At 68.8% G+C, this 19,490-nt stretch carries 16 protein-coding genes; 3 read left to right on the top strand and 13 right to left on the bottom strand.

Annotated features, from left to right (window positions below; genetic code table 11):
• Positions 1-60: 60 nt before the first annotated feature.
• Genes pepN through ACQCX5_RS10130 form a run of 3 tightly spaced genes read right to left on the bottom strand, consistent with a single transcriptional unit; the run spans position 61 to position 3,962 of the window.
• Entirely contained in the window at positions 61-2,661 is a 2,601-nt protein-coding gene (gene pepN, locus ACQCX5_RS10140) for an aminopeptidase N (RefSeq protein ID WP_434541921.1), read from the bottom strand.
• Positions 2,662-2,670: 9 nt separating this feature from the next.
• Positions 2,671-3,126, bottom strand: a complete 456-nt coding sequence (locus ACQCX5_RS10135) for a hypothetical protein (RefSeq protein WP_434541920.1) — start codon at positions 3,124-3,126, stop codon at positions 2,671-2,673.
• The gene (locus ACQCX5_RS10130) at positions 3,057-3,962 is read right to left on the bottom strand and encodes a hypothetical protein (RefSeq protein ID WP_434541919.1); all 906 of its coding nucleotides are present in this window, start codon (positions 3,960-3,962) and stop codon (positions 3,057-3,059) included. Before ACQCX5_RS10130 ends, ACQCX5_RS10135 begins: the two co-directional genes overlap by 70 nt.
• A gap of 426 nt (positions 3,963-4,388) precedes the next feature.
• On the opposite strand from ACQCX5_RS10130, the gene ACQCX5_RS10125 reads away from it, so the two are divergent.
• Entirely contained in the window at positions 4,389-5,450 is a 1,062-nt protein-coding gene (locus tag ACQCX5_RS10125) for an alcohol dehydrogenase catalytic domain-containing protein (RefSeq protein WP_434541918.1), read from the top strand.
• 21 nt (positions 5,451-5,471) lie between these two features.
• Here the strand turns inward: ACQCX5_RS10125 and dhaL are convergent, their stop codons facing one another.
• The 4 genes from dhaL to ACQCX5_RS10105 form a co-directional block, all read right to left on the bottom strand.
• Complete coding sequence (gene dhaL, locus ACQCX5_RS10120) at positions 5,472-6,104, bottom strand: dihydroxyacetone kinase subunit DhaL (protein ID WP_434541917.1); 633 nt, start codon at positions 6,102-6,104, stop codon at positions 5,472-5,474.
• 3 nt (positions 6,105-6,107) lie between these two features.
• A complete protein-coding gene (locus ACQCX5_RS10115; protein ID WP_434541916.1) occupies positions 6,108-7,103 on the bottom strand; it encodes a dihydroxyacetone kinase subunit DhaK in 996 nt (331 codons plus the stop codon).
• A gap of 907 nt (positions 7,104-8,010) precedes the next feature.
• Positions 8,011-8,682, bottom strand: a complete 672-nt coding sequence (purQ, locus tag ACQCX5_RS10110; RefSeq protein WP_434541915.1) for a phosphoribosylformylglycinamidine synthase subunit PurQ — start codon at positions 8,680-8,682, stop codon at positions 8,011-8,013.
• Positions 8,679-9,851: a phosphoribosylaminoimidazolesuccinocarboxamide synthase gene (locus ACQCX5_RS10105; RefSeq protein WP_434542201.1), complete on the bottom strand. Its 1,173-nt coding sequence runs from the start codon at positions 9,849-9,851 to the stop codon at positions 8,679-8,681. Before ACQCX5_RS10105 ends, purQ begins: the two co-directional genes overlap by 4 nt.
• A 78-nt stretch (positions 9,852-9,929) precedes the next feature.
• Between ACQCX5_RS10105 and ACQCX5_RS10100 the strand changes: the two genes are divergently transcribed.
• Positions 9,930-10,946 carry an aldo/keto reductase family protein gene (locus ACQCX5_RS10100; RefSeq protein ID WP_434541914.1) on the top strand — a complete coding sequence of 339 codons (1,017 nt, stop codon included), beginning with the start codon at positions 9,930-9,932 and terminating at the stop codon, positions 10,944-10,946.
• Positions 10,947-10,955: 9 nt separating this feature from the next.
• Here the strand turns inward: ACQCX5_RS10100 and mnhG are convergent, their stop codons facing one another.
• The 6 genes from mnhG to ACQCX5_RS10070 are packed head-to-tail and all read right to left on the bottom strand — an operon-like array spanning position 10,956 to position 17,300.
• Positions 10,956-11,537: a monovalent cation/H(+) antiporter subunit G gene (mnhG, locus tag ACQCX5_RS10095; RefSeq protein WP_434541913.1), complete on the bottom strand. Its 582-nt coding sequence runs from the start codon at positions 11,535-11,537 to the stop codon at positions 10,956-10,958.
• On the bottom strand, positions 11,530-11,859 hold the full coding sequence (locus tag ACQCX5_RS10090; RefSeq protein ID WP_434541912.1) for a monovalent cation/H+ antiporter complex subunit F: 330 nt from the start codon (positions 11,857-11,859) through the stop codon (positions 11,530-11,532). The genes mnhG and ACQCX5_RS10090 overlap by 8 nt, the downstream gene beginning before the upstream one ends.
• Positions 11,856-12,458 carry a Na+/H+ antiporter subunit E gene (locus tag ACQCX5_RS10085; RefSeq protein ID WP_434541911.1) on the bottom strand — a complete coding sequence of 201 codons (603 nt, stop codon included), beginning with the start codon at positions 12,456-12,458 and terminating at the stop codon, positions 11,856-11,858. Before ACQCX5_RS10085 ends, ACQCX5_RS10090 begins: the two co-directional genes overlap by 4 nt.
• On the bottom strand, positions 12,455-13,960 hold the full coding sequence (locus tag ACQCX5_RS10080) for a Na+/H+ antiporter subunit D (RefSeq protein ID WP_434541910.1): 1,506 nt from the start codon (positions 13,958-13,960) through the stop codon (positions 12,455-12,457). The genes ACQCX5_RS10085 and ACQCX5_RS10080 overlap by 4 nt, the downstream gene beginning before the upstream one ends.
• The gene (locus ACQCX5_RS10075) at positions 13,957-14,385 is read right to left on the bottom strand and encodes a Na(+)/H(+) antiporter subunit C (protein ID WP_434541909.1); all 429 of its coding nucleotides are present in this window, start codon (positions 14,383-14,385) and stop codon (positions 13,957-13,959) included. The genes ACQCX5_RS10080 and ACQCX5_RS10075 overlap by 4 nt, the downstream gene beginning before the upstream one ends.
• Complete coding sequence (locus tag ACQCX5_RS10070) at positions 14,382-17,300, bottom strand: Na+/H+ antiporter subunit A (RefSeq protein ID WP_434541908.1); 2,919 nt, start codon at positions 17,298-17,300, stop codon at positions 14,382-14,384. Before ACQCX5_RS10070 ends, ACQCX5_RS10075 begins: the two co-directional genes overlap by 4 nt.
• Positions 17,301-17,543: 243 nt before the next feature.
• Between ACQCX5_RS10070 and ACQCX5_RS10065 the strand changes: the two genes are divergently transcribed.
• Positions 17,544-18,734, top strand: coding sequence for an Nramp family divalent metal transporter (locus ACQCX5_RS10065; protein ID WP_434542200.1), 1,191 nt, complete (start codon positions 17,544-17,546; stop codon positions 18,732-18,734).
• Positions 18,735-19,490 lie beyond the last annotated feature (756 nt).

Raw genomic sequence — 19,490 nt, 5'->3', positions numbered from 1 at the left:
GGCGTCGATGACCTGCCGGAGTCGCTCACACGAACACAAAACGAGAGAAAAGTAACAAGATCATGAATAGTGACGCGCGCCAGTGTTCGCCGCCTGCACCCGCAGCTGCCGTTCGGCTGCGTCAAGCGCCTCGATGACCAGCCGCCGCAGCGCCTGTGGAGCATCGTTTCCGGCCGCCAACCACGCGTGCGCCCGGCTGACCGTCTCTGGGGTGGCCGGCGGGAACAGCCCCCCGACCAGCCGCTCGGCGATCTCGATGGAATGCTCGCGCCACAAGGTCGTCAGCCGGTGGAAGTATTGCGCGTCGGCATCGGCCAGCAGGTGGCGCGACAGGGGTTGACGCAGACCGACCAGGGCGGCATCCACCTCGGCATTCGAGACCACACCGGGGGTGATGATGCGGGCCAGCACCTCGTCCTTGATGCGCACCTCGGGGCGCGAGGCGCGGGCAGAGAGGTGTTCGAGGCGTCCGTCCAGGGTTTCGTCGCGCGCCAGTTCGGCGGCCAGCGCCTGGTCGTCCAGGTCGCCGGTCGCGGCGCAGGCCCGGACGAGGGCCCAGCGCAGGTCGACACCAAGCCCACCGAGGCCAGGATCTTCAAGGCCGGCCGGGGGCTGCGCGATGAACCGCTGCACGCGGGCCGAGCAGCCCGGCACGACCGAGGCATGGGCGGCCATCGCCCGGGCCAGCACCAGTTGGCTGTCGGAGCCGGCCGCGGCACCGGCCAGCAGCGCCTCGAGCGCGGCCAGGTGGGCCTCGCGGGCCGCGGGCCGGGCCGCCGGCGGCAGGAACCCCTCAATGGCGGCGTGGGCATTGGCCAGCAGGGTGGTCAGCGTCGCCGCGTCGGACTCGGCTGCCGCGTGCCGCTCGACGGCCTCGACGTAGTGGGCCACCGGCATGAGCCCGTCGCGGACCATGATCCAGAACTGGCTCCAGAGCAGCGCGCGGGCCAGCGGGTCGTCGAGGGTGGACAGGTGCTCGCGGGCGGTGGCAAGCGAACGCTGGTCGAGGATGACCTTGGCATAGGTCCAGTCGTCGTCGTTGACGAGCATCAGCGCCGGGGCGGGCTGGCCGGCCAGCTGTGCCAGCTCGATGCCGGCACCGCTGAGCTCGACGGGCATGAGGGCGCCGCGCCGCTGCAATCGTCCATCGACACGGTCGTACAGGCCGACCGCGAGGGTGTGCGGGCGCCCGACCACGGCGCCGGTGCGCCGGTCGGTCGACTGCTGGTCGATGACGGCGCGGGTGATCGTGCCGGCGTCGTCGACCTCGAGCACCCCCGTGAGCGTGTCGGGCCCGGCGGTCTCGAGCCACGCCCGCGCCCACTCGGTGAGGTCTCGTCCCGAGGCCTGCTGCAGCGCCTCGATCAGGTCGGTGAACGTCGTGGACGAGAACGCGTGCTGCCGGAAATAGCGCCGCGAGCCCTCGAAGAACGCCTCGACACCGACGTGGTGCACCAACTGCTTGAGCACTGAGGCGCCCTTGGCATAGGTGATGCCGTCGAAGTTCTGCTTGGCGGCCTCGATGTCGGGGATGTCCGCGGCGATGGGATGGGTGGTGGGCAGCTCGTCCTGGGCATAGGCCCAGGCCTTGCGGCGGCCCGCGAACCCGACCCAGCCTTCAGGAAAGCCCGCGGCCTCGACGTTCGCGTGGCCGCCCATGTACTCGGCAAAGCTCTCCTTGAGCCACAGTTCGTCCCACCAGCGCGGGGTGACCAGGTCGCCGAACCACATGTGCGACATCTCGTGCTGGATGGTGTTCGAGCGTCCGGCGAACTGCGCGCGCGTTGCCGCGGAGCGGAACAGGTACTGCTCGGTGAACGTGACGCAGCCCGGGTTCTCCATGGCGCCGAGGTTGTATTCGGGCACGAAGACCTGGTCGTACTTGCCCCAGGGGTAGGGATAGTCGAAGTTCTCGTGGAAGAACGTCAGCCCGGCCTTGGTCACCCTGAACAGTTCCTCAGTGTCGAGGGTCTCGGAGCGGGTGGCCCGGCACCACAGGCCCAGCGGGATGGTCAGGGAGCCGTCGGGCGAGGTCCAGGTGTCGGTGACGCCGTGGTAGGGGCCGGCGACGATGACGGTGATGTAGGTCGACAGCGGCGGGGTCTCGGCGAAGTCGTGCTGGGTGCCGGTGCCGGTGGTGGCGGCCTGGTTCGAGACCTCGGGCTGGTTCGACAGCACCGTCCAGCCCTCGGGGGCGGTGACGTGGAACGTGTGCCGGGCCTTCAGGTCGGGCTGGTCGAACTGGGCATGGACGCGCCGCGAGTCCGAGGGTTCGTACTGGGTGTAGCAGAACGTCTGGCCGTCGGCCGGGTCGATGAAGCGGTGCAGGCCCTCGCCCGAACGGGAATACCGGGCGCGACCGGACACGGTCACCTCGTTGGTGGTGGTGCCGTCGTCATGCAGCCCGGTGACGGTGACCGTGGCGCCGTCGTGGTCGACCGCGACCGGGGTGCCGTTGACGCTGACCTCGTCGACCTCACCGTCGAGGAAGTCGATGCCGATCATGGGCACGGTCGAGGTGAACCGCAGGGTCGAACGCGAGTCGAAGAACGGCTGGTCGGCGTCGGGCGCATTCGTGATGTCGAGCCAGACCTCAATGGTGTCGAGGACGATGGCCTCGCTGCGGTGACGGGCAGTGTCGCGGCTGAGGTTGGCGGTCATCGGGCCAGCCTATTCCGGCAGGAGCAGTTGTCCGGCTGCGGCGAGCAGTTGTTCGAGGCTGCCGGCCGCGAACGGCGCGGGCATGCCGTAGTAGCGGTGCGCGTCGACCACCTCGTAGCCGCCATGCTGGTACTCGTCGCGGGGTGGCAGGTAGCCCGGCACGCCGTCGCTGTAGCCCAGCACCAGCGTCGGGCCCTGCTGCGACCCACGCAGCGCCCGCAGTGTGTCGGCCGCGGTCAGGAAGGGTTCGCCCGGCAGTGTGACGATGCGGGCCCCGCCTATGCTGACCACCACGACCCGGCCGGACCATGAGGTGGGCAGCACCGGTTGGGCGAGCATCTGCTGTGCCCACGCCAGCCACAGGTGCAGCAGCGGGGCCAGCTCGGGTTCGGTGGTCAGGCGCTGTCGCCACGAGGCGACGTCGGCGGTGACGGCCGCACGGTCGAAGGACTCGAAGGCCAGCACCACCGGGTGGTGGGCGGCTGCGGCCCGGTCGTCACCCAGGATGGGTTCGAGTGGGGCATCGAGGGCCGCGGCGCCCAGCGCTCGTCCGATGCGTTCGGCATCATCGAAGGACCGCGCGCCGGCCCCCGTCGCGGTGAACGAGGCCTCGGCGGGTGGCCGTCGTTGACGTCGCCTGCGGCGCCGGTCATGAAGATGCAGGTGCTGCCCGGGTGGGCCGCTTCGACCTGGTCACGCAGGGCGGCCACGAAGTCGGCGCTGACAAGGGTGTTCGACGCGTCGAGCACGACCGGGTGGCACGGGTGGGTCACCAGCGTGGCAATGCGCCGATCACTCGCGTCGTCGAACGCGAGCACCTGCACGGGTGGGTCGATGGGACGGTCAAGGTGGCGGCGGTTGTGGGCGATGCCGGCACCGTGCTGCTCGCCGTGGCTCGCCCGTGCAGGCACCACGCCGCCGGCGGCCATCAGGACGGCACGAATCGCGGTGCGGCCGGCGGCAGTGCGCACCTCGGGGGATTCCCGACCGAGGCGTCCGGGAGTGATGCAGGCACCGGCATGGGTGTGGGTGGCGGCCACGACGACCTCGTCGACCACGCCGTCGTCGAGCAGCCGGGTGCGGATGGACTCACAGGTGCGCTCGTGCAGGGCACAACAGTCGACGGCCACCAGGGCGACCCGGTCGACGACCAGGGCGCGCACGGTCATGGGGTCGGCGGTGCCGGTGCTGGGCGAGGTGCGGGCGGCATAGCCCGACATCGGGGTGCCGATGGGTACCGGCACGTCGAGGCTGGCAGCGCCGACGAGTCCGCGCCAGGGGGTGGGGGCTGGGCCAGACATGTTCCCAGCATGGCGGCTGGCACGCGCGCACAACAGGGGTTCACCCGCTTGTGACACGACCGTTCGCAGGTCGACACGTGCCTTGTCGACGTTCCCCCTTGACGCAACGCTGGCGCCAGAAGTGCAACCTGCGGGTGCCGACACCAGCCGCTGGGCGCCACGCGAGCGTCCACGGCTGACCCCGGACGGTCCTCGCCCCGAAATCCTTGCTCCTGTGCAAGGACTTGGCCCGGATCAGCCCCACCCGCCCGAAATCCTTGCCCCTGTGCAAACTCTTCGCCCAGACCCGCCCCAGCAGAGCGCCCCGAACCGGTCGATCGAGCCGCACACGTGACACCCACGCCAGAAGTGCAACTTGCGGACCGCGAGACCCCAGCCGCCACACGCCACGCGGGCGTCCACGACCACCCCGGATAGTGTGGGCGAATGCTGGCCTACGAATACCGCCATCCGAGCGCCACCACCGCTGAGCCCGTCCTGGCACTCGTCGAACGGCCCGACCCCGTGGCCGACGAGGGCGAATTGCTGATCGACGTCGCCGCCTCGGGCATCTGCGGCACCGACCTCAAGATCGCCCGCGGCCAGCACCGGCTGTACCCGCCGGGCACGGTGCGGGTGCCGGGCCATGAGGCCGTCGGCATCGTGGCCCAGAACCGCAGCGGTGATGCCCGTTTCGACCCCGGCACCCGGGTGGCCGTGGCACCGAACATCGCCTGCGGGCAGTGCCGTCCGTGCCGGCGGGGTCTGGGCAACCTGTGCGAGAACTACGCATCGGTGGGGCTGACGTTCGACGGTGGCTTCGCGGAAAAGGTGCGCATTCCAGCCGCTGGCGTGGCTGCGGGCAATGTGCAGGTCGTGCCCGAGCATCTCGACCTGCGGACGGCGGCCCTGGCCGAGCCGATCGCGGCGGTGGTGCGGGGCCTTCGTCCCTTGCAGGTCACCCGCGATGACAGCCTGCTGATCTGCGGCGCCGGACCCATCGGGCTGATCGCGCTGCTGGTCGCCAAGCACCGCGGGGTCGGCAGGGTGCTGGTGAGCCAGACCTCGGCCCACCGCCGCCGGATTGCGGGGCAGTTGGGTGCAGACGTGACCCTCGACCCCCGCGATGGTGACCTGGCCGACCAGGTCAGGGCCCACACCGATGGGGCGGGTGCCGATGCGGTGGTGGTGGCGACACCCATCGGCGAAGTGTTCGCGGACGCCCTGCGGTGCGCGGCCAAGGGTGCCCGCATCAACTTCTTCGCCGGGCTGCCCTCGGGTGCCGGGGTGGTGGGGCTGGACGCGAACCTGGTGCACTACGGCGAACTGGTCGTGACCGGGTCGACGGCCAACACCAATGCCGACTTCGCCGAGGCGCTCGACCTGCTGGCCGGAGCACCGGAGCTGTTCGCGCCGCTCGTGACGGGGGCGTTCCCCCTGGCCCGGGCCGATGAGGCATTCGCCGCGGCCCGGGCAGGGGAACAGTTGAAGGTGCTGCTCGAACCCTGAGTTTCAGGCGTCCTTGTGGGTTCAGGTGTGCTCGATGCCGTCGGCGATCGTTGCCAGCAGGATCGCCACCGAGATGGAGCCGGGGTCGCGGTGACCGCGGGCCCGCTCCCCCAGCGACTTGGCCCGCCCGAACGCGGCCACCATGTCGGTGGTGGCTACCGAGCCCCGTTCGGCGGCCTCGGCCGCTGCCCTGGCTGCCGCCTCGAGCCCATCCCCGGCCGAGGCACGGGCGGCCTGCGCCGCGGGGATGAGGGCGTCGAGCATCGTCTTGTCGCCGGCCGCGGCCTTGCCCCTCGTCCCGATCTGGTCGGCGGCGGCCTCGAGCGCCGAGGCGTAACCCTCGGCGTCGAGCTGGTCACCGGTCAGCACCTTCGCCGGTGCGCGGAACATGGTGCCGAAGATCACCCCGGACGCCCCGCCGCTGGCGGCGAGGACGGCCGATCCGATGGTCTTGAAGGCCTCGCCGACAGTGGCGAGCTCGGCCTGCTGCAGCGCCTGTTGCCCGGCCCCGAAGCCCCTGGCCATGCCCTCGCCGTGGTCACCGTCACCGGTGGCACGGTCGGCATCGCCGAGTTCTTCACGGGCGTCGATGATGGCCTGGCAGGCAGCCAGCAGCACGGTGCGGGTCTGGTCGATGGTGAGAGTTGCTGCCATCGTTCAGGCCTGGGTGAAGGGCACCGACTCGCACGGCGCGGCAATGAGTTCGGCGATCTCGTCGGTGAGCTTGAGCAGCGTGAGCGAGAAGCCGGCCATGTCCTGCGAGGTGAACGGTGCGCCGATGTCGGTGCGGTCGACGGTGATGCCCTTTTCTTCCAGCAACTGGGCGATGCGGCGGTAGACGATGAGCAGTTCCATCTGGGTGGTGGCACCCAGGTTGTTCATCAGCACCGCGACATGGTCGCCGGATTCGAAGGGCAGGTCGACCAGGATGCGGTTCAGCATGTTCTCGGCGATGTCGTCCGCGCTCTGCAGCTTGGTGCGCTCGACGCCCACCTCGCCGTGCACGCCCAGACCGATCTCGATCTCGTCATCACCCAGCTCGAACGTGCGCTTGCCGGTGTCGGGCAGCACACCGGCGCGCAGGGCGATGCCGATGGTGCGGGTGTTGAACTCGACACGCTCGGTCACCGCGGCGGCCTCGTCGAGTGACAGGCCCTTGGCGCAGGCGGCACCGGCGGCCTTGACGACATAGAAGGCGCCGCCGATGCCGCGGCGTCCGTCACGGTCAGGGGTGGCGACGTCGTCGCGCACGAGCACGGTCTTCGAGACGACACCGTTGTCGGCGGCATCCTCGGCACCCAGGTCGAAGTTCAGGATGTCACCGGCGTAGTTGCCATAGACGACCAGCACACCGGCGCCGGCGTCGGCAGCCTCGATGGCCTCTTGCACATGCTGCGGGGCGGGCGCGGCGAAGATGTTGCCCGACACGCTGGCGTTCGCCAGGCCGGGGCCCACGAAGGCGCCGTACATCGGCTCGTGCCCGGATCCGCCGCCGACCACCAGGCCGACCTTGCCCTGTTCAATCTTCGTGCTGCGCACCACGCGCGAGCCGGGGTCGCGGGTGAGCAAGCCCCGCGAGATGGCGACCAGCCCGTCGAGGGTCTCGTCGACGAGATCCTCGGGCTTGTTCATGATCTTCTTTGCCTGTGCCATGACTACCTCTTCGTGGTCAGAGGGCGCGCATCATTGCGTGCCTGTGGACCACGCTACAGGTGGGTCTGGAGGGAGTGCTGGGGTACCCGGACGTCGGAGTGCGCGGGGGTGGATTTTGCTCAGACGAGCGGTCCTGGACGAGCCCTGATCATGCACTTGTGACGCTGGTGCCGCGAATGCAGCCCGAACCGGCTCGGCGAGCTGCACAGGTGACGCTGGCGCCAGAAGTGCAGCATTTGGGCCGGGCGACCCGGGCCGCCACGCGCCATGCGATCGTCCGGACGACCCGGACGAGCCCCGCACCTGCATTCGTGACACTGGAGCCAGAAGTGCAGCCCGAACCGGCTCGGCGAGCTGCACAAGTGACGCCGGTGCCAGAAGTGCAACATTTGGGCCGGTCACACCCTGGCCGCCACGCGCCACGGGGGCGTCCACAGCAAACCCAGGACCAGAAGAACTCCCCAAGGACGAGCCCCGCACCTGCATTCGTGACGCTGACGCCGGAAGTGCAGCCCGAACCAGCTCCGCGAGCTGCACAAGTGACGCCGGCGCCAGAAGTGCAACATTCAGGCCGGTCACACCCGAGCCGCCACGCGCCATGCGTTCGTCCGAACGACCCCGGACGAGCCCCGCACCTGCATTCGTGACGCTGGCGCCGGAAGTACAACCCGAACCAGCTCCGCGAGCTGCACAGGTGACGCCGGCGCCAAAAGCGCAACATTTGGGCCGGTCACACCCCGGCCGCCACGCGCCACGGGGGCGTCCACAGACCAACCGGACGACCCCCGCACCTGCATTTCCCGCGCCGGTGCACGACATGCAGCCCGAGCCGCCTCCGCGGGCTGCAATTCCCACGCCGACGCGCGAAATGCACCCACGAGCCGGTCAACCCGACCGCGTCAGGCCCTCACACCCTGGCCAGGAACCGCTGCACCGAGCTGAAGAACGGGCGTCCGTCCAGGCTGGGGCTGGTCAGCTCTTCCATGTTGTGCTCGGGGTGCGGCATCAGGCCCACGACGTTGCCACGCTCGTTCGTCACGCCGGCGATGTCGTTGCGCGAGCCGTTCGGGTTGTCCAGGTAGCGGAAGACGACCTGGTTGTTGCCCTCGAGCACCTTCAGCGTCTCGTCGTCGGCGATGTAGTTGCCCTCGCCGTTCTTGAGCACGATCGTGATCTCCTGCCCCTGCTCGAAGTCGCAGGTCCAGGTGGTGTCGACCGACTCGACGCGCAGGCGCTGGTCGCGGCAGATGAACTGGCGCGACTCGTTGCGGATCATCGCCCCCGGCAGCAGGTGCGACTCACACAGGATCTGGAAACCATTGCAGATGCCCAGCACCGGCATGCCCTTGTTGGCCGCGTCGATCACCGAATCCATGACGGGGCTGAACCGGCTGATGGCCCCGCACCGCAGGTAGTCGCCGTACGAGAACCCGCCGGGAAGCACGACGGCGTCCACACCCGTCAGGTCGTCAGAGGCATGCCACAGCGGCACCGCCTCGGCACCCGACAGCGTCACGGCCCGCAGCGCGTCGTGGTCGTCCAGCGAGCCCGGGAAGGTGACGACACCAATGCGGGTCACTGGGCCGACCCCTCAACCCGCACCGTGAACTGCTCGATCACGGTGTTGGCGAGCAGCTTCTCGGCAGCGTCGGCAACCTGGGCGAGCACCTCATCGGTCACCTCGCCGTCGACCTCGATCTCGAATCGCTTGCCCTGGCGCACGGTCAGGCCGTCGTAACCGAGGCGTGCGAGCGCACCGGTGACGGCCTTGCCCTGCGGGTCAAGGATCTCGGGCTTGGGCATGACATCGACAACAACGGTGGCCATGGGGGCGATCCTATCGGTGTTGGCCGTCGGCACGAATGCCGTCCCGACCAGACGGGCATATGCGTCGAGGTAGCGCTGGCGCGTCGCGTCGACAATGTGTGGCGGCAGCGGCGGCGGGGTGGTGTCCCAGGCCTTGTCCCAGCCCGATTCGTGAACGAGCCAGTCGCGCAGGAACTGCTTGTCGAAGCTGTCGAGGCGTTCGCCCGGCTGCCAGGTGGTCGCGTCCCAGAACCGGGACGAATCAGGCGTGAGCACTTCATCACCGAGCACCAGGGTGCCGTCGGGGCGTCGACCGAACTCGACCTTGGTGTCGGCGAGCAGGATGCCCCGCTCGCGGGCGACCTGTTCGGCGTGGCGGTAGATCTCGATGCTGACGTCACGCAGCTGCGCGCCCAGCTCGGGGCCGGTGGTCTCGAGCATCTGCTCATAGGTGATGTTCTCGTCGTGCTCGCCGAGTTCGGCCTTGGTCGCCGGGGTGAAGATCGGCTCGGGCAGCCGGTCGCCGTCGCGCAGGCCCTCGGGCAACGCGATGCCGCAGACGGTGCGCGACTGCTGGTACTCGGCCCATCCCGACCCGGTCAGGTAACCCCGGACGACGCATTCGACCGGCACCATCGCCAGCTTCTCGACCACGACTGACCGCCCCGCGACCCTGGCACGGTCGGCGGCCGGCACCTCGTCGGGCACGTCGGTGGTGAGCACGTGGTTGTCGACGATGTCGCCGAGCTGGTCGAACCACCACTGCGACAACTGGGTGAGCACAGCGCCCTTGTCGGGGATGCCCGGGCTCAGCACGTGGTCATAGGCGCTGATGGCGTCGGTGGCCACCATCAGCATGCGTTCGCGTCCGGTCTGCGGGTCTGGGCTCAGCTCATAGAGCTCGCGCACCTTGCCGGCGTGGATCAGGGGCAGGTCAAGCATCGGCACCTGTACAGGGTAATCGCGCGGGCACCCGGAGCGTTGTCAGCGCGTAAATCCGGACGGGTGTAGGAATGGGGCATGGAGTATCGCTTTCTTGGCTCGTCGGGCATGCAGGTCACCGAGATCACGTACGGAAACTGGCTGACGCACGGGTCACAGGTCGAGAACGAGACCGCCACGGCCTGCGTGCACGCGGCGCTCGACGCCGGCATCACCAGCTTCGACACCGCCGACGTCTACGCCAACACCGTCGCCGAGAGCGTGCTCGGCGAGGCGTTGAAGGGCCAGCGGCGCGAATCGCTCGAGATCTTCACGAAGGTGCACGGCGCCATCGGCCCCAAGGGCCCCAACGACCGCGGCCTGTCACGCAAGCACATCCTCGAGGCGATCGACGGCTCGCTGACCCGGCTGCAGGTCGACTATGTCGACCTGTACCAGGCCCATCGCTACGACCACTCCACCCCGCTGGAAGAAACAATCCAGGCGTTCGCGGACGTCGTGCGCGCCGGCAAGGCGATCTACATCGGCGTCAGTGAGTGGACGGCAGACCAGCTGCGGGCCGGCCAGGAACTGGCGACACAGGCCGGGTTCCGCATCGTGTCGAACCAGCCGGAATACAACATGGTGAGCCGCATCATCGAGACCGAGGTCGTGCCCGAGTCGCTGGAGCTCGGCATCGGCCAGATCGTCTGGTCGCCGGTGGCCCAGGGCGTGCTCACCGGCAAGTACCTGCCCGGCCAGCCCACCCCTGAGGGGTCGCGGGCGACTGATGCCAAGGGTGGCAACCGCATGGTCGAGGGCTGGCTGTCGAACCCGGGCCTGCTCGAGGCAGTGCAGAACCTGCGCCCAATCGCCGCCGACATGGGGCTGTCGATGGCCCAGCTGGCCGTGGCGTGGGTGCTGCAGAACCGCAATGTCTCGAGCGCGATCATCGGCGCGAGCCGACCCGAGCAGATCGCCGAGAACGCCAAGGCATCAGGCGTCGACCTGCCCGAAGAACTGATGGTCCGCATCGACGAGGTGCTCGCCGACCACGTCGTCACCGACCCCTCGCTGACCGCGCCGCGCAGCCCCGCGAGCCTGCGCAGCTGGTAGTCAGCCAGGTCAGCTGAGCTCTTCGGGGTTGGTCTCGGTGTGGTCCGCGATCGCCTCGGAGGCCTCGTGCGGGTGGGCCGCGCCTTCGGGGATCTCGGAGACCCCCGCGTTGCCGTGCTCGTCGGGGCCGCTGGCCGCAGCAGCCTCTTCGTCAGCGCGGCTGGGCGGCAGCCATGCCTGGGCGGGCTTCCAGCGCAGTCCCGGATAGGATCCCTCCCCCGGTTCCTCTTCTTCGGCGGGGTGCACGAACCCGGCGCCCTCGAGGTCCTGGCCCAGTTCTTCGACCAGTGCGTGGTCGGACTGCCAGATGCCCAGCCGGTAGGCGGTGCGCGAGACCATGTGGGCCGAGACCGGCGCGGTGAGCACCTGGAAGATCGCGATCAGGATGGCGAGCAGGGTGACCTGCCAGGTCCACATGCGCAGCGCCACCCCCACCAGGATCAGGATGAGTCCGAACACCTGCGGTTTGGTCGCCGCGTGCAGCCGGGTGATCACGTCGGGAAAGCGGACGATGCCGACCGCGGCCGAGAGGCAGAAGAACGCACCGGCGCACACGAACAGCGCTGCGACCAGGTCGATGACCTCAGTCATGGTGGCCACCGTCCTCGTGGTGGCGCCGCGCCTCGTGCAGCGTGCGCACCTGGTCGGACCGGTTCGAGATCAGCCGGGCCATACCGACCGCCGCCGTGAACCCCAGCAGCGACAGCACGACCAGCACCGGCATGCCGAAGGCGTTGCCCGAGGTGACCGTGTAGAGCCCGGTGGCAGCGATGAGCACCGCGATGATGACGTCGCTCGCCACCGACCGGTCGAGGCTGGTCGGCCCATGGGCCATCCGGTACAGGGCAAACCCCGCCGCGGCGACCAGCAGCACCATGGCGATGCCGTGGATGATGGTGATCGCGATGCTCATACCCGACCCCCTGCCTTCAGCCGGGCCGCCTCGATCTCGGCGTTCGAGGCGAACGCGCCCAGGATGCGCCGCTCGGCGGCCAACGAGGCCTCCCGCTCGGCATCGAGCCGATCAGGTGAGGTCGGGAAGATGTGCAGGTAGAGCGTGCGGGTCTTGCGGCGGGCATCGACGACGACCGAGCCCGGCACCACCGACAGGATGCTGCCCGTGCCGACCTGGTAGAGGTCGGCATCGGAGTTCAGCCGCACGGCGATGATGGCCGTGTCGGGCAAGGGCCCACGAGAGAAGGCGTACCGCGACAGCCGCACCGAGGCTGTGGCCAGGTCGTACAGCAGGCGCACCACCAGGTACGCCAGCCCCAGCGGACGCAGCCGCCCACCCCACTGGATGCTGGGCAACGGGAAGACCCACGAGATCAACACCGCCAGCAGCAGGCCGCTGGCGACGGTCAGCAGCGACGCATTGCCGCTGAGCAGCACCCAGGTGATGGTCAGCACCACCAGGTTCATCCACTGGCCGCGGATGCTGAACTTTCGACGCCGCACATGGTCGAGGTGCTCGTCGTGATCGTGGTTGTGCTCTGAACCATGGGTCGTCATGACCGGCCCTCCATCACCGCACGCACATAATCGCCATCGGTCAAGGCGATCGCCGCCTGCTGGCAGTAGTCGTAGAGCCACCCGGCACCGAACGTCAGCGCCAGGGTGAGCGCGATCATGCCGACGGTGGCACCCACCATCGACCGCGGCATGGTGCCGGGCTCACCGCTGCCCTCGGTGACCAGTTCGGGCTCACCCCAGAAGGCGCGGTTCCACGCCTTGGCGATGGCATAGAGCGTCAGCAGGCTCGTCAGCAGGGCGACGGTCACCATCGTCCAGCCCCACACCCCGCCGAAGTCGAGCGAGGCCTGCAGCAGCCCGATCTTGCCGATGAAGCCGCTGAAGGGTGGGATGCCCGACAGGTTCATGGCCGGCACGAAGAACAGCGTGGCCAGCAGGGGCGAAACCGCGACCAGGCCCGAGATGCGTTCCAGCGACGTCGAGCCGGCCACACGCCCGACCAGCCCCACCACCAGGAACAGGGTGGTCTGGATGGTGATGTGGTGGCTGGTGTAGTAGATGGTGGCCGTGAGGCCGTCCACGGACCCCAGCGCGATGCCCAGCAGCATGTAGCCGATGTGGCTGACCAGGGTGAACGACAACATACGTTTGAGCTCCGACTGCGCGATGGCGCCCATGATGCCGACCAGCATGCTGAGCGCGGCCAGCACCAGCAACACCTCGGTGAGCGGGCGGTGCGGGAACAGCACTGTCTGGGTGCGCAGGATCGCGTAGATGCCGACCTTCGTGAGCAGGCCCGCGAACACCGCCGTGACGGGCGCAGGCGCGGTGGGATAGGAGTCGGGCAGCCACGCCGACAGCGGGAAGATGGCCGCCTTGAGTCCGAAGATCGTCAGCATCAGCGCCTGGATCATCACCTGCACGTCGTCGGGCAGCGCAGGGATGCGTTGGGCCAGCTGGGCCAGGTTGACCGTGCCGACCGCCGAATAGACGGTGCCGAGCAGGATCAGGAAGAGGGCGGACGAGACCAGGTTGACCACGACATAGATCGACGCGGCGCGGATGCGGGGACGGGTCGCGCCCATGGTCAGCAGCACGTACGAGGCGAACAGCAGGATCTCGAAACCGACGAACAGGTTGAACAGGTCGCCCGCCAGGAACGCGTTCGAGACGCCCGAGCACAACAACAGGAACGTCGGGTGGAAGATCGAGACCGGGGTCTCTTTGCTGAGCTCTTCCGAATCAGGGCCACCCGAATAGATGAGCACCCCGAGGGTGACCAGCGAGGCCACCAGCAGCATCAGCGCAGACAGCCGGTCGGCGACCAGCGCGATGCCGGCCGTCCCCGGCCAGGCGCCGAACCACAGCGTCTGGACGCCCTGGCGGTGCGCGGTGATGGCCAACCAGGCCACGACGGCCACCACCGCGACGAGCACGGCGATCGAGATGGCCCTCTGCACGCGCGGACGGCGTCCGACGATGAGGGTGATCGCGGCCCCGAACATGGGCAGCAGCACGGGCAGCGGCAACAGGTTGTTCATTCGCTCACCACGTTCTCACCGGTGTCCTGGAATCGGCCTTCCTCATACGTTGACGAGACCCTGTCCTTCTCGGCGAGGGCGCGGATGCGGGCGTCCTCACGGTCGTCCTGCACCTCGTCATGGCCGAACAGCTGGAAGCTGCGGTAGGCCATCGTCATGACGAACGCGCCCACAGCCATGTTGATGACGATGGCGGTCAGCACCATCGCCTGCGGCAGCGGGTCGGTCATCAGAAACTTGTCCCCACTGCCGAGGATCGCCGGGATGCCCGCGGGGCCGGCGGCGACGAGGAACAGCACGTTGACGCCGTTGCCCAGCACGATCACGCCCATCAGGATGCGGGACAGTGAGCGTTCGGTCAGCAGGTAGACCCCGCACGCCACCAGACACCCGGCGACCAGGGCCAGGGTGATGTTCGGGCTCATCGCAGTTCACCTGCCTTGAGGGTGACGGTCGAGCGGGGCGCCGGGATGGGCGCACGGTGCTCGCTGGCCTGGATGTCGATGCCCGACCCGAGGCTGCGCGCGAAGTCGAGCAGCACGCCGATGACGATCAGGAAGACACCGACGTCGAAGACCACGGACGACACCAGGTGCACATCGCCCAGGAAGGGCAGTCGGCCGATCGGGGTCTCGATGAACTCGGGGCCAAGGTTGATGTAGATGTCGTAGCTCTGCAGCACCCGACCACCAAAGGCGACGGGCACCAGGGCGCTGATTACCGAGAGCACCAGCCCCGAACCCAGCAGCCGGCCGGCGTCGAAGGGCGCGGCCTCGTTGAGCTCGTCACGCCCGCCGGCCAGGTAGCGCAGCATGAACGCCATGCCGATCACCAGGCCACCGGTGAAGCCGCCGCCGGGCTCGTTGTGGCCGCGCAGCAGCAGCCAGGCACCCACCATGACCGTCAGCCCGAAGATGATGCGGGTGACCACTTCGAAGATCAGGCTGCGCGCGGCCGGGTCGAGGCTGGTCGAACCGCGCAGCCAGGCGCGTTCCTGGGCGGCGTCGCTGTGGCGGGGGCGGCGACGCGGGTTCTGGGCCCGGGACTGCAGGAAGATCAGCGATGCCACGCCGGTGCCGGCGATGGCGAGCACCGAGACCTCGCCGAGGGTGTCCCAGGCGCGGGTGTCGACGAGGATGACGTTGACGATGTTGTTGCCGTAGCCGAATTCCTTGGCCGTGGTGAACAGCGGCAGCGATGCCGGCAGGTCAATGCGGGCACCCGAGGCGACGATCGTGAGCATCACGGTGACCGCGCCGACCGAGAGCGACAGCAGCACCCGCCACCAGCGGCTCGCGGCCAGCGGGCGGTTGGTGAAGTAGCGCGGCATGCGGCGCAGCAGCAGCAGGAAGACCAGCACGGTGACGGTCTCGACGAGCACCTGGGTCAGCGCCAGGTCGGGGGCCCCGTGCAGCATGAACAGCAGGGCGGTGCCGTAGCCGGTCACCCCGACGAGCAGCACGGCGCGGATGCGGCCACGCGACATCGCCGCGAGCAGTCCGGCGGTGATCATGATGCCGCCGACGGCCACCTGGCCCGGTGAGTCGTACCAGCGCACGCTGCTGGGCCAGCTCGAGGTGAGCAGCAGCGGGGTGCCGACGCCGAGCAGGAACACCACGAAGATGCTGGACAGGTAGACGATCAGCGAACCCTGCTGGGTGCGTGAGGTCAGTTCGACGCCCGCCTTGTCGACCAGCCGCATGATCTGCAGGTAGCGGTCGTGGGCGGTGACGGTCGTCGGGAACGTCTCTTGCAGGTGGCTGACCCGTTCGCGCTGCCAGGCCATCAGTGATCCGCCGACGATGATCAGCACCGAGAGCCCCAGCGGGATCGTGAACCCGTGCCACAGGGCCAGTCCATGCGGGTGTGCACCCTCGGGCACCGACTCGGCATAGGGCATCAGCAGACGCGTGATCTGCGGCCCCAGGAAGCCGAGCACGAGCGAGAGCACACCCAGCAGCCCGGGGCCGAGCGACATGCCCCAGGTCTGGCGGCGCACCTCGCACAGCGGAATGCCGGGCTTGTCGGCGAACGTGCCCCAGATGAAGCGGTACGAATAGGCCAGCGTCAGCATCGACCCGAGGACGATGGCCGCCGTCAGCGTCACGGACAATGCGGCGGGCATGGTGGTGCCGTCGCCGCCGAAGGTGAGGTTGACCAGGCCTTCGAGTGCCGATTCCTTGGCGATGAAGCCCAGGGTGGGTGGCAGGCCCGACATTGAGGCCGCCGCCATGACAGCGAAGGCCGCCAGCCACGGCAGCTGTCGTCCAACCCCCGACAGGATCGTGAGGTCACGGGTGCCGGTGGACTTGTCGACGATGCCGACGACGAGGAACAGCGCCGCCTTGAACAGGGCGTGGGTGACGAGCCAGGCCAGGCCCGCGAGCGCGGTCGACTGGGTGCCCATGCCGGTGAGCACCACCAGGAAGCCCAGCTGGCTCACGGTGCCGTAGGCGAGCAGCAGCTTGATGTCGTCCTGTCGCAGGGCGCGCCACCCACCGAGCAGCATGGTGATGGCGCCGAGCACCGAGATGGTGAGTCGCCAGTAGGGTGAATCGGCGAACACTGGCGCCATGACCAGCACCAGGTAGACACCGGCCTTGACCATGGCCGCCGCGTGCAGGTAGGCGCTGATGGGGGTGGCCGCCGCCATCGCGCCGGGCAGCCAGAAGTGGAACGGGAACAACGCCGACTTGCTGAGCGCGCCGACGAGCAGCAGCAACATCGAGGCAGCGGCGATGGGCCCCGACGGCGGCTGGTCGATGATGGCGGCCATGCTGTAGGTGTCGGTGACCACGCCCAGCGCGACGATGCCGGCCAGCATCGCCAGGCCACCGAAGGTGGTGACGATCAGTGCGGTCAGCGCGGCGCCACGGTTGGCCTTGCGGGTGAAGTCGTTGCCGATCAGCAGGTAGCTGAAGATCGTCGTGATCTCCCAGAACACGTACAGCAGCACCAGGTTGTCGGCGCTGACCAGGCCCAGCATGGTGCCCGCGAAGGCGGTCAGCAGGCCAAGACACCTGGTCGCGGTAGCCGTGGCCCCGAAGTACCACCGGCAATAGACCAGCACCACGGCACCGATGGCCGTGACGACCAGGCCCAGCACCCACTGCACCAGTCCCATGCGGAACGTGATGTCGATGTTGAGCACGGCGATCCACTGGTAGGTCTCGGTGATGACCTGACCCGAGGTGATCTGCGGGGCCTTGCCCAGCAGCAGCCCGAAGGCCACGGCCGGCACCAATGCCGCCACGAAGTACGCCCGTCGTCCCAGCCACTTCGCCAAGATGGGCGCACTGGCCCCCACCGCGAAGTGCGCGAGAATGAGGGCAAGAAGCACGGGCGTGTCGTCCTATCGGCCGGTGAAGGCATCGGTGGGGCGGTGATTGCCACCTTATCGGACGGTGCCGACATTCCGCGTCGGGTTGGCCGGGGTGGACGCCGTTGGCCTTGTCGGCTCGCGATTCAGCTCGTGATGCATCGTGCGGCTTCCAGCTTGGCGGCAGCATCGTTGACGAAGGGATGCACAGTGTTCCAGCCGGTTTCGACCACGCGGCCGCCGCGCCTCGGGTTCGCGGGCCTGCTGGGGCCTGCGTTCGTGGCCGCGGTGGCCTATGTCGACCCCGGTAACTTCGCCGCGAACTTCTCGGCGGGCGCCGACCACGGCTATGCCCTGTTGTGGGTGCTGGTGCTGGTCAACCTGATGGCATGCTGCGTGCAGTACCTCGCTGCCAAGGTGGGTTTCGTCACGGGCCGCTCGCTGTCAGAGCTCGTCGCCGACCACCTGCCCGGACGCCGCCTGCGTGGCCTGCGACTGGCCTATTGGGCGCAGGCCACCGGGGTGGTCATCGCCACCGACATCGCCGAGGTGATCGGCGGCGCGGTGGGGTTGTACCTGCTGTTCGGGGTGCCGCTGGTGGCGGGCGGGGTGATCACGGGACTGGGCTCGCTGGCGTTGTTGGCGGTGCATTCGCGGTGGGGGCAGAAGAGCTTCGAACGGGTGATCCTGGGATTGTTGCTGCTGATCCCGATGGGGTTCTTCGCGGGGCTGGTGGCGCGTCCACCAGCAGGTGGCGAGGTGGTGGCCGGGCTGGTGCCGCGGCTCACGTCGTCCGAGCAGTTGTACCTGGCGGTCGCGATGATGGGTGCGACCGTGATGCCGCACGTCATCTACCTGCACACGACGCTGTCGCGCGACCGGCATGGACGAGCGCTGGACGTCGACGTGCCGCGGCTGGTGAGGGCGACCAGGGTCGATGTGGGGCTGGCCATGGCGCTGGCGGGCTCGATCAACATCTCGATGCTGGTGCTCTCGGCCACAGCCATGCGCCACCACCCCCGGGCGGGGGACTTCGTCGGCATCCACGACGGGCTGGCGGCCTCGATCGGCGGCTGGGTGGCCACGTTGTTCGCGGCGGGGTTGCTGATCTCGGGGCTGGCGTCGACGGCGGTCGGCGGGCAGGCGGGCTCGTCGGTGATGGACGGGCTGGTGAGCCGCGACCTCTCGGTGGCGTGGCGGCGGCTGATCGTCATTGTGCCGGCGGTGGTGCTGCTGGCGCTGGTGCCGGACGTGACCGGCCTGCTGGTGCTCTCACAAGCGGTGTTGTCGTTCGGCATCCCATTCGCGTTGTTGCCGCTGGTGTGGTTCGGGTCGCGGCGACAGGTCATGGGTCGGTGGGTGATCAGCCGGTGGTTCGCGGTGTTGATGTGGGGCCTGGGGGTGCTGATCGTGGTGGTGTGCCTGGCGTTGGTGGCGGCGAGCGCGGTGGGCTGAGGGGGTGCGGACAACCGACGGACCAGGCATGCGCCAGGCCAGCAGAACCAGAGAAACTCGCGCTCGAGCAAGTTTTTCGGGCCGCGGGGCCCGATCCGGGCGAAGAACTTGTTGTGGCGCGAGTTTCTCTGGTTGGGGCCCCGGACGAAGCATGCGCCGAGCCCCTTCACCAACCCCACGCTCGTCCACGAACCTGCGGAACTGACACCCATGCCCCGTCTGCACCCCGAACCAGCCGAACCGCATGCACCAGCGCCACCAGTGCCACTAGTGCAGGTTCGACACGGCCCAACCGACGGACCAGGCATGAGCCATGCCCACCAGAACCAGAGAAACTCGCGCTCGAGCAAATTTTTCGGGCCGAGGGGCCCGATCCGGGCGAAGAACTTGTTGTGGCGCGAGTTTCTCTGGTGGCGGCGAGGACGAGGCATGGGCTGGGCCAGTTGACCAGCCCGCGCTCGTCCACGAACCTGCGGAAGTGACACCACAGCCCCGTCCGCAGCCCGGTTCGGCCGAACCGCATGCACCAGCGCCACCAGTGCCACTAGTGCAGGTTCGGCACGGGCCAACCGCTGGACGAAGCATGCGCCAGGCCCGCAGAACCAGAGAAACTCGCGCTCGAGCAAGTTTTTCGGGCCGCGGGGCCCGATCCGGGCGAAGAACTTGTTGTGGCGCGAGTTTCTCTGGTTGGGGCCCCGGACGAAGCATGCGCCGAGCCCCTTCACCAACCCCACGCTCGTCCACGAACCTGCGGAA

The organism is Aestuariimicrobium sp. G57 (assembly GCF_050110855.1).
In the GTDB taxonomy this organism is placed as follows: Bacteria; Actinomycetota; Actinomycetes; order Propionibacteriales; family Propionibacteriaceae; genus Aestuariimicrobium.
The sequence above is the reverse complement of the archived record's forward strand: the minus strand, read 5'-3'. Positions and strand labels throughout refer to the sequence as shown.

Coding starts and splice junctions, on each gene's coding strand:
- ACQCX5_RS10090 (WP_434541912.1), bottom strand. CDS start 11,859: ATGAGCATCGCGATCACCATCATCCACGGCATCGCCATGGTGCTGCTG.
- ACQCX5_RS10075 (WP_434541909.1), bottom strand. CDS start 14,385: ATGAGCCCGAACATCACCCTGGCCCTGGTCGCCGGGTGTCTGGTGGCG.
- ACQCX5_RS10130 (WP_434541919.1), bottom strand. CDS start 3,962: ATGTCTGGCCCAGCCCCCACCCCCTGGCGCGGACTCGTCGGCGCTGCC.
- pepN (WP_434541921.1), bottom strand. CDS start 2,661: ATGACCGCCAACCTCAGCCGCGACACTGCCCGTCACCGCAGCGAGGCC.
- ACQCX5_RS10125 (WP_434541918.1), top strand. CDS start 4,389: ATGCTGGCCTACGAATACCGCCATCCGAGCGCCACCACCGCTGAGCCC.
- ACQCX5_RS10080 (WP_434541910.1), bottom strand. CDS start 13,960: ATGAACAACCTGTTGCCGCTGCCCGTGCTGCTGCCCATGTTCGGGGCC.
- ACQCX5_RS10115 (WP_434541916.1), bottom strand. CDS start 7,103: ATGGCACAGGCAAAGAAGATCATGAACAAGCCCGAGGATCTCGTCGAC.
- ACQCX5_RS10085 (WP_434541911.1), bottom strand. CDS start 12,458: ATGACGACCCATGGTTCAGAGCACAACCACGATCACGACGAGCACCTC.
- mnhG (WP_434541913.1), bottom strand. CDS start 11,537: ATGACTGAGGTCATCGACCTGGTCGCAGCGCTGTTCGTGTGCGCCGGT.
- ACQCX5_RS10100 (WP_434541914.1), top strand. CDS start 9,930: ATGGAGTATCGCTTTCTTGGCTCGTCGGGCATGCAGGTCACCGAGATC.
- ACQCX5_RS10105 (WP_434542201.1), bottom strand. CDS start 9,851: ATGCTTGACCTGCCCCTGATCCACGCCGGCAAGGTGCGCGAGCTCTAT.
- dhaL (WP_434541917.1), bottom strand. CDS start 6,104: ATGGCAGCAACTCTCACCATCGACCAGACCCGCACCGTGCTGCTGGCT.